Annotated in this window: 12 protein-coding genes; 5 read left to right on the top strand and 7 right to left on the bottom strand. The window is 74.3% G+C overall.

Annotation, left to right across the window (positions count from 1 at the left end):
- Positions 1–74: 74 nt before the first annotated feature.
- From lnt to E1200_RS27965, 3 genes are all read left to right on the top strand, one after another.
- Positions 75–1,787, top strand: coding sequence for an apolipoprotein N-acyltransferase (gene lnt, locus E1200_RS27975; RefSeq protein ID WP_131955074.1), 1,713 nt, complete (start codon positions 75–77; stop codon positions 1,785–1,787).
- Positions 1,788–1,792: 5 nt separating this feature from the next.
- Complete coding sequence (locus tag E1200_RS27970; protein WP_131955073.1) at positions 1,793–2,539, top strand: polyprenol monophosphomannose synthase; 747 nt, start codon at positions 1,793–1,795, stop codon at positions 2,537–2,539.
- A gap of 92 nt (positions 2,540–2,631) precedes the next feature.
- On the top strand, positions 2,632–3,162 hold the full coding sequence (locus E1200_RS27965; RefSeq protein WP_131955072.1) for an FxsA family protein: 531 nt from the start codon (positions 2,632–2,634) through the stop codon (positions 3,160–3,162).
- Positions 3,163–3,297: 135 nt separating this feature from the next.
- On the opposite strand, the gene E1200_RS27960 is transcribed toward E1200_RS27965, so the two are convergent.
- From E1200_RS27960 to E1200_RS27950, 3 genes are all read right to left on the bottom strand, one after another.
- On the bottom strand, positions 3,298–3,642 hold the full coding sequence (locus E1200_RS27960) for an RNA polymerase-binding protein RbpA (protein WP_131955076.1): 345 nt from the start codon (positions 3,640–3,642) through the stop codon (positions 3,298–3,300).
- A gap of 140 nt (positions 3,643–3,782) precedes the next feature.
- Complete coding sequence (locus E1200_RS27955; RefSeq protein ID WP_131955071.1) at positions 3,783–4,388, bottom strand: ATP-dependent Clp protease proteolytic subunit; 606 nt, start codon at positions 4,386–4,388, stop codon at positions 3,783–3,785.
- Positions 4,385–4,930: an ATP-dependent Clp protease proteolytic subunit gene (locus E1200_RS27950; protein WP_131955075.1), complete on the bottom strand. Its 546-nt coding sequence runs from the start codon at positions 4,928–4,930 to the stop codon at positions 4,385–4,387. Before E1200_RS27950 ends, E1200_RS27955 begins: the two co-directional genes overlap by 4 nt.
- A 217-nt stretch (positions 4,931–5,147) precedes the next feature.
- Between E1200_RS27950 and E1200_RS27945 the strand changes: the two genes are divergently transcribed.
- Positions 5,148–5,447 carry a type II toxin-antitoxin system Phd/YefM family antitoxin gene (locus tag E1200_RS27945; RefSeq protein ID WP_243708878.1) on the top strand — a complete coding sequence of 100 codons (300 nt, stop codon included), beginning with the start codon at positions 5,148–5,150 and terminating at the stop codon, positions 5,445–5,447.
- A gap of 9 nt (positions 5,448–5,456) precedes the next feature.
- On the opposite strand, the gene E1200_RS27940 is transcribed toward E1200_RS27945, so the two are convergent.
- Complete coding sequence (locus E1200_RS27940; RefSeq protein ID WP_131955069.1) at positions 5,457–6,263, bottom strand: glycerophosphodiester phosphodiesterase; 807 nt, start codon at positions 6,261–6,263, stop codon at positions 5,457–5,459.
- A 117-nt stretch (positions 6,264–6,380) separates the two neighbouring features.
- On the opposite strand from E1200_RS27940, the gene E1200_RS27935 reads away from it, so the two are divergent.
- Positions 6,381–6,608, top strand: coding sequence for an EF-hand domain-containing protein (locus E1200_RS27935; protein WP_131955068.1), 228 nt, complete (start codon positions 6,381–6,383; stop codon positions 6,606–6,608).
- Here E1200_RS27935 and E1200_RS27930 read toward each other — a convergent pair.
- The 3 genes from E1200_RS27930 to E1200_RS27920 form a co-directional block, all read right to left on the bottom strand.
- Positions 6,577–7,215, bottom strand: a complete 639-nt coding sequence (locus E1200_RS27930) for a class I SAM-dependent methyltransferase (protein ID WP_131955067.1) — start codon at positions 7,213–7,215, stop codon at positions 6,577–6,579. The genes E1200_RS27935 and E1200_RS27930 overlap by 32 nt on opposite strands.
- A 141-nt stretch (positions 7,216–7,356) precedes the next feature.
- Positions 7,357–8,142, bottom strand: a complete 786-nt coding sequence (locus E1200_RS27925; RefSeq protein WP_131955066.1) for a rod shape-determining protein — start codon at positions 8,140–8,142, stop codon at positions 7,357–7,359.
- Entirely contained in the window at positions 8,142–8,480 is a 339-nt protein-coding gene (locus E1200_RS27920; RefSeq protein ID WP_131955065.1) for a TraR/DksA C4-type zinc finger protein, read from the bottom strand. The genes E1200_RS27925 and E1200_RS27920 overlap by 1 nt, the downstream gene beginning before the upstream one ends.
- Positions 8,481–8,586 lie beyond the last annotated feature (106 nt).

Raw genomic sequence — 8,586 nt, 5'->3', positions numbered from 1 at the left:
CACCGCCCGTGGTCGCCGTCACGCCCGGGGCCCGGTAGCGTTCCCGGAAGGGAACGAGGGGAACGAGGTGGGACGTGGCCCAGGAGACCCTCCCGGAACGGCCGCCGGCCGGAGGCGCCGGCAGCCATACGGGCGGCGGGGCGGCGGCGCCGGGCGGCGCGGCGCGCCTGGGCGCCCGGCTGCGGCGCGGCGGCCGCGCCGGCTGGGCCCGCACGCTGCTGGTCGCGGCCGCCGGGCTGAGCATGTGGCTCGCGTTCCCGCCCTTCGACCTGACGCCCCTCGCCCCGGTCGGCGTCGCGCTGTTCACCGTGGCGCTGCGCGGCCTGACCGCCCGCACCGGCGCCTGGCTCGGCTTCGTCGGCGGCGCCGCGTTCTTCGTCCCGGTCCTGGAGGGCATCGGCCAGATCGGGCCGGACGCGTGGATCGTCCTCTCGCTGGTCCAGGCCCTGTACTTCCTGCCGCTCGGCGCCGGGATCGCGCTGGTCACCCGGCTGCCCGCCTGGCCGCTGTGGACGGCGGCGCTGTGGGTCGGCCAGGAGCTGCTGCGCGGCCGGGTCCCGTTCGGCGGGTTCCCGTGGGCGCGGCTCGCCTTCAGCCAGACCGCGACACCGCTCACCCCCTACGCCTCCTGGGGCGGCGCGCCCCTGGTCACCTTCGTGACGGCCCTGGCCGGCGGGCTGCTGGCCTATGCCGCCCTCGCCGCACACCGCGCCTACCGCGTCCACCGGGCCGGCACGGGGGGCGACGGCCCGTCCCCGCGCCCCTGGCGGACGCTGCTGCCCGCCGCCGCGGCCCTCGCCGGCATCGCGGCCGTCACCGGCGGCGGGACGCTGATCCCCACCCCCGCGTCGGGACGGCCCGTCACCGTCGCCGTCATCCAGGGCAACGTCCCCCGCATCGGCCTGGACTGGCAGGGCCAGCGCAAGGCCGTCCTGAACAACCACGTCCAGGTCACCCGCGAGCTCGCCGCGCGGGTCCGCGCGGGCGAGCTCGCCCGGCCCGAGCTGGTGGTGTGGCCGGAGAACGCCAGCGACCTGGACCCCTACACCGACCCCGAGGCGTACAACGCGATCGACGCCGCGGTGAAGGACGTCGGCGTCCCCGTCCTCGTCGGCGCCCTCACCGACACCCCCGACGGCGAGCAGGTCGAGAACCGCGGCATCGTCTGGGACCCGGCGAGCGGCCCCGGCGACTACTACGTCAAGCGGCACCCCGTCCCGTTCGGGGAGTACCTGCCGTTCCGCGACGTCCTCACCAGGCTGATCACCCGGTTCGAGCGGATCCCGCGCGACTTCGCCAAGGGCACCCGCTCGGGCGTGCTGCGCCTCGGCCCGGTCACGGTCGGCGACGTCATCTGCTTCGAGGTCGCCTACGACAAGGAGGTCCGCGACGTGTCGGCGGGGAACCTGCTGGTCGTGCAGACCAACAACGCCACCTACGGCCGCACCAGCCTGCCGCCGCAGCAGATCGCGATGTCCCGGCTGCGCGCGGTGGAGCATGGCCGTACGATCTTGGTTGCCGCGACCAGCGGGATCAGCGCGATCGTCGCGCCCGACGGGCGGGTGGTCGACCGGTCCCGCGAGTTCGTCCCCGACATCCAGGTGGCGACCGTTCCGGCGCGGACGTCCACCACGCCGGCGGACCGGGTGGGCGCCGCACCCGAGTGGGTGCTCGCCGCCCTCGGGCTCGGTGCGCTCTGCGCGGCGGCATGGGCGCCGGCCCGGAGGACCTCCGCCGGCGGTGACCGCGCCGGCGGGGACTCCGCCGGCTCGAACGAGGGGAACTGACACCGATGGACATCCCAGCCGACCTCGGCCGGGTGCTCGTGATCATCCCGACGTACAACGAGCGGGACAACATCGAGGACATCGCCGGGCGGGTCCGCGCGGCCGTCCCGCCGGTGGACGTCCTCGTGGTGGACGACGCCAGCCCCGACGGCACCGGCGAGGTCGCCGACGCCATGGCGGCGCGGGACGAGCAGATCAGCGTGCTGCACCGGGCGGGCAAGGACGGGCTCGGGCCCGCCTACATCGCCGGGTTCCGGTGGGCCGCCGAGCGCGGCTACGACGTCATGGTCGAGATGGACGCCGACGGCTCCCACCAGCCCGAGGAGCTGCCGCGGCTGCTGGCGGCCCTGGAGGACGCCGACCTGGTCATCGGGGCCCGCTGGGTGCCGGGCGGCGAGGTGCGCAACTGGCCCAAGCGCCGCGAGGCGCTGTCGCGCGGCGCCAACACCTACGCGCGGCTGATGCTCGGCATCCCGCTGCACGACGCCACCGGTGGCTACCGCGCCTTCCGCGCCGCGACGCTGCAGAAGATCGGGCTGGAGGAGGTCGACTCGCGCGGCTACTGCTTCCAGATCGACCTGGCGCTGCGGGCGGTGCGGCAGGGCCTGCGGGTGGTGGAGGTGCCGATCACCTTCGTCGAGCGCGTCCACGGCACCAGCAAGATGAACCGGGACGTCATGGCCGAGGCGGCGCTGCGCATCACCCAGTGGGGCGTCGCCGACCGCGCCGCGAAGCTCCGCCCGCCCCGCTGACCCCGCCGGACGCCGCGCCCGCCGGGGGAAACGAACGGCCCCTCCGCCGCGTTGTACACGGTGAGGCTTCGACCTACCCCGAAAAGGGAGCCATGCTGCTGCTGATCCTCCTGGCGTTCATCCTGGTGCCGGTCCTGGAGATCTACGTCCTGATCCAGGTCGGCCAGGCCATCGGTTTCTGGCCGACGGCGGGGCTGCTGGCCGCGCAGGCCGTGCTCGGGGCGTGGCTCATCCGGCGGGAGGGCAGGCGCGCCTGGGGCGCCCTGTACGAGACCGTCCGCACCGGTGTGCTGCGCGAGCGGGAGCTCGGCGACGCGGTGCTGGTCATGGCCGGCGGCGTGCTGCTCCTGCTGCCCGGCTTCGGCACCGACGTGCTCGGCCTCGCGCTGGTGCTGCCGTTCACCCGGCCGCTGCTGCGGCGGGCGCTGGCGGCGTTCGCCGAGCGCCGGATGCGGGCCGCCGAGGTCCGCGCCGCCACGATCGTCCCGCCGCCCGGGTACGGCGGCGCCGGATTCGACCCCTTCGGCCGCCGGCCCGGCGCCCCCGAGCCGGTGGAGACGCCGCCCGGCCCGGTCGTCCGCGGCGAGGTCATCGAGGACGACGACCCCAAGTCCCGCGCCTGACGCCCCGGCGCCCGGCCCGGCTTCACAGGCCCGCTTCACGAAGACCCGGCTCATGGAGCCGCGTCCGGACATGGGACGGGCCCGTACCGTCGCCGGTACGGGCCCGTCCGCCTCGACAAAGGGTGGATCAGACGTTCATGCGGACTTCCTGCGCCCCGCCCGCAGGATCTCAAGGCGCTCCGCCAGGACCTCCTCCAGGTCCTCGACGGTCCTGCGCTCCATGAGCATGTCCCAGTGGGTCCGCGGCGGCTTGCCCTTCTTGGCCTGCGGGAGCTCCCCGTCGACCCGCAGGGCCGTCACGCCGCAGTTGCGGCATTCCCAGGTCATCGGCACCTCGGCCTCGGCGGCGAGCGTCACGGTGAACCGGTGGCCCTTGGTGCAGGTGTAATCTACCTCTTGCCGAGGGGCGAGATCGGTGTTGCGATCGTTCTCGTAACTCGTCGCTCCGAGTCGGGTGCCGCGAAGTGCGCGCTCGGCCATCGTCACGTGCCTCCCAGACGGCTTGCGGTCTTGCCCTGACCAACGCTGAATACCGTGACAAGATTCCCGCACCCAGCGTGATCCAACCCTGCTCTTTGCGGCCGCACCGGGCCGGGCGGCGGAAACCTCCCGCGCGGACGCTAGCGGCGGGAGGTGATCACCTCGTCGATCAGGCCGTACTCCTTCGCCTCGGCGGCGGTGAAGAACCGCGCCCGGTCCAGGTCGCGGCGGACGGTACCGGGGTCGCGCCCGGTCGCCTCCGCCACGATCGCCTCGGTCTGCTCCCGCAGCCGCAGCATCTCGCGGGCGTGGATGTCCAGGTCGGTGGCGAACCCCCGGGACACCTCGGTCGCCGGCTCGTGCAGCAGGATCCGCGCGCCGGTCAGCGCGGCCCGCCGGCCCGGCGCGCCGGCCGCGAGCAGCACCGCCGCCGCCGACCCCGCCTGCCCGACGCAGGTCGTCTCGACGGGGGGCGCGACGTAGCGCATCGTGTCGCAGATCGCCAGCATCGCTGTCAGCGACCCGCCCGGCGAGTTGATGTACAGCGCGATGGGCCGGTCGGCGTTCATGCCCTCCAGCGCGAGCAGCTGCGCCGTGACGTCGTTGGCGCTGGTGTCGTCGACCGGCGCGCCGAGGAAGACGATCCGGTCCTCGAACAGCTTGTCGTAGGGGTTGGAGTCCTTGCGCCCGTAGGCGGTGGTCTCCTCGAACTCGGGGACGAGGTAGCGCTTCTCCGCGCGCGTCATGTGCCCACCCGGTCCGTGCCGTCGATGACGTGGTCGACGAAGCCGTAGTCGCGCGCCTCCTCCGCGGTGAACCACGCGTCCCGGTCGCTGTCGGCCTCGATCTGCTCCAGCGACTGCCCGGTGTGGAACGCGGTCCGCTCGGCCAGCGTCCGCTTGAGGTACAGCGACTGCTCCGCCTGGATCCTGATGTCGGACGCGGTGCCGCCGATCCCGCCGTGGGGCTGGTGCATCACGACGCGGGCGTGGCGCAGCGCGTAGCGCTTGCCCGGCGTCCCGGCGCACAGGAGTGTCTGTCCCATGGACGCTGCCATGCCCATCGCGACCGTGGAGATGTCGTTCGGGACGAACTGCATCATGTCGTAGATCGCCATTCCGGCGTCCACGACCCCGCCGGGGGAGTTGATGTAGAGCGTGATGTCGCGGCGGGAGTCCTGCGCGGCGAGCAGCAGAAGCTGCACGTTGACGAGGTTGGCGACATGGTCGTCGATCTCGCTGCCGAGGAACACGATGCGCTGGGCTAGCAGGCGCTCGAACGGCTGCATGTCCGCCACCCGGGGGAGTCCGGCGGGGGCGGTCCGCCTCCGTCCGGTGAACGTCTCCGCGGGGGTCTCCGCGGGCCGCTCGGCTTCGCGGTTCCCTGGCTCTGCGATCACGGGCACCTCCGGGATTGGTTCTGTACAGAACGTACACTACGTACGTATGGAGACTAGTGCCGGTGGAGGACGCGGGCCAGGGGACCTTCCCCCCTTTCGCTATACGATGAATCACGTGGATGTTCCCGTTACCGAAGCACGGGCCCAGTTCGCGGACCTGGTCAATCGGGTCGCCTACACCGGCGATCCCGTCCGGCTCACCCGCCGGGGCAAGGTCATGGCGGCCCTGGTGTCTCCGGAGGACCTCGAACTCCTGGAGCTGGCGCGGTCGCGGCGCCTCGACCTCGCGCCCGAGCAGCCCCTGCCGGGGCAGCAGCCCCAGCCCGCGCCGCCGGCGGAGCGTCCGCGGATGCAGCCGCCGATGCGCGTCGCGGCCGAGTACCGCCCGCCCGGCTTCGCCCGCTGACCGGGCGTGTCAGCGGGCGGGCGAGGGGCCCTGCCAGAGCCCGCGGGACGCCATGATGCGCCGGAGCGTGCCGATCTCGTCGGTCATGATGCCGTCGATGCCGAGGTCGAGCAGGCGCTCCATGTCGGCGGGCTCGTTGACCGTCCAGGCGTGGACCTGGAGGCCGAGTTCGTGCGCGTGGGCGATGAACGACTCGGTGACGAAGGGGAGGGGCCCGAGGCCGTAGGGCACCTGGGCGCAGGCGACGCCCGTGGCGGCGAGGCGGACGAGCTTGGCGGCCGGCCCGCCGTAGGACCGGGCGCGCAGCGCCATCACCCCGCGCGGGCCCAGCGCGGTGCACACGTCGCGGTCGGTGAACAGCGGGAGCCGCGCGCGCATCTGCGCGAGCCGGCGGGTGGAGAAGGACGTGATGCACACCCGGTTCCAGGCGGCCGTGCGGTGCAGCGCCGCGGCGAGCGGGCCGATGACGGGTGCGTCCTTGATGTCGATGTTGACGCGCGCGTCGGGGAAGGAGCCGAGGACGTCCTCCAGGAGGGGGATGGGCTCGGCGCCGGCGATGCGGGCCTTGGCGACCTCGGAGTAGGGGAGCCGCGCGATGGTGCCCGTGCGGTCGGTCACCCGGTCGAGGGTGCGGTCGTGGAAGGCGATGACGACGCCGTCGGCGGTGGCGTGGGCGTCGGTCTCCAGGTAGCGGTAGCCGAGGTCGACGGCGTGCTGGAACGCGGCCATGGAGTTCTCGGGGCCGCCGCCCGCGCCGCCCCGGTGTGCGAAGGGGATCGGCGGGGGATGGTCGAGGAACTCGTACGAGCGGCGCACCCGTCCGATTATGGCGGACCGCGTGCCCGGACCAAACCTTACTACGTAAAGGCATGGGGCCGGATCCGTCGCTGCTACCGTCGAGCCCCCGAGCAGACCGACGATCGGAGCAGGCGCATGGCGGACGTGGAGCAGTACCGGGCGACGTTCGAGCTGGTGGACGCCGACGGCGACGGCTACATCTCGACCGGTGAGCTGAAGAACCTCATGGCCGCGCTCGGGGAGGACATCACCGGCACGCGCGCCGTGGAGGTGGTCGTGGCCGCCGACGCCAACCGCGACGGGAAGATCTCCCTGGAGGAGTTCGCCGCCCTCATGCAGCGGACGGGCGCCTCCGGAGTTTGAGGGCGTTGTCGGTGCGGGTCATGACGCGTCCGTCCGGGGCCGTCTGGACGCGCTCGTGCTCGCCCATGCGTAGGACGTCCCAGTCGCCGCCGGGCAGTTCCAGGGACTTCATGACCTCCTCGGCGGTGGGCAGGTGCACCCCGGGGTGGGCGTCGGGGTCCCAGGGCGGCGGGCCGGCGTGCCCGATGACGAGCAGCACGCCGCCGGGCGCGACGGCCGCTGCGGCGGCGCGCAGGATCTCCTCGCGCGGCATGCCTTCGCAGGGGGAGTGCAGGAACGCGGCGTTCACCAGGTCGTAGGCGCCTGGGGGGAACGACGTCCCCAGGTCGCGGCGCTGCCAGTCGACGCGGTCGCCGACGCCCGCGGCCTCGGCGTGGCGCGCGGCGCGTTCGAGGGCGACGCCGGAGATGTCGGTGGCGGTGACGCGCCAGCCGCGGCGCGCGAGCCAGATGGCGTCCCCGCCTTCACCGCAGCCGAGGTCGAGGGCGGTGCCGGGCTCCAGCCCGGCGGCCTCCTCGACGAGGACGGCGTTGGGCTCGCCGCTCCAGATGCGCTCCTGCTCGGCGTAGCGGGTGTCCCAGAATTCCTGGCCGGTGGTGTGCTCCATGGCCCGATGATGCGTCGCGGCCGCGCGTTCCGGCGAACCGCGTTGCGGGTCCGGCAAACCGGCAAACCGGCGGACCGGCCGGGGGCGTCCGTGCCGCGGGCGGGACGGGGCTTGACTCCCCGTCCCGCCCGGCCGGCCGGGTCAGGCGCGGGTGAGGCGCCAGGTGACCGGGGAGCGGCAGGCGTGGGCCAGGCCGCGGATGGTGGCGCGTGCGGGATCGCGGGCGATCCGGATGGTCAGGCCCATCTCCTCGGCGAGCCCGCCCGGCAGGGAGGGCAGGCACGCGCCGCCGCCGGTGAGCAGCAGGCCGCCGTCGCGGGCGGAGCGGCGCAGCGGCGGCGGCAGGTCGGTGAGCATGTGCCGCAGCGCGGTCGCTATCTGCGCCCGCACGTGCTCGGGGACGCGGGGCATCCGGTGGCCCGCCGGCCGCTCGGGGACGTACTGGACCGACCGCGCGGCGTGCACCCGGCCGCGCATGATCGCGGCCGCCTCGACGATTCCGGCGCCGATGTCGAGGATCAGGCGGGGCCTCGGGTCGGCGGGGTCGATGCCGGCGCCGATGGCCGCGGCGAGCGGGGCCTCCATGGTGCGGACGGGCCGTTCGGCGGCGGCGCCGACGGCGGTGACCGCGCGGCTCTGCTGGGTCCTGCTCGCGGCGGCCGGCACCGCGATGAGGACCTGGCGCAGCTCCTCGCCGGGGTCGGCCTCGTAGAGGGCGAGGCGGGCCAGGCGCGTGCAGGCGCCGGCGTCGGTCACCATGCCGTGCTCGATGGGACGGGCCCGTACCGCGCGGCCGGGGACGGCGGCGGGGCCGGTGACCGCGGAGGGGCGGTCGACGAACGCGGCGCGGGCGGGCAGCGTGGCGCGGATGCGGCTGCTGCCGAGGTCGATGGCGGCGTGCGGGCCGGGGGAGGGTGTGGTCCGCATCAGCGCCGTCGTTGCTGGCACTGCACGCAGCGGCGCGCGTACGGGATGATCTCCAGCCGGCCTTCGGGGACGGGCTTGCGGCAGTCTTCGCAGACGCCGTAGGTGCCGTCGGTGAGGCGGGTGAGGGCCGCGTCGATCTCCTCCAGGGTGCCCTGCAGGCTTTCGCGGCGGGCGAGGGTGCCCTCGTCGGGGGCGCCGTCCTCGGCGTGCTCCAGGACGGTGAGCTGCGCGATCCGGGTCCGGCGCTCCTCCTGGAGGAGTTCGCGGGCCTGGCGGGCCTGCGCGCCGTCCGGCGGGTACCCGCCGGAGGTGCCGTTGACCGCGCTGTTCACCGTCATGGCTCGGGGCTCCCTTCGCTCGCCGGGGGTAGGGGTCGGCGAATCTCCACCATGAGCGGGCGGGACGCAATCGTCCATGGGTGGTGGCACCCATTTGGGCGGGGGC

The organism is Actinomadura sp. GC306 (assembly GCF_004348665.1).
Taxonomy (GTDB): Bacteria; Actinomycetota; Actinomycetes; order Streptosporangiales; family Streptosporangiaceae; genus Spirillospora.
The sequence above is the reverse complement of the archived record's forward strand: the minus strand, read 5'-3'. Positions and strand labels throughout refer to the sequence as shown.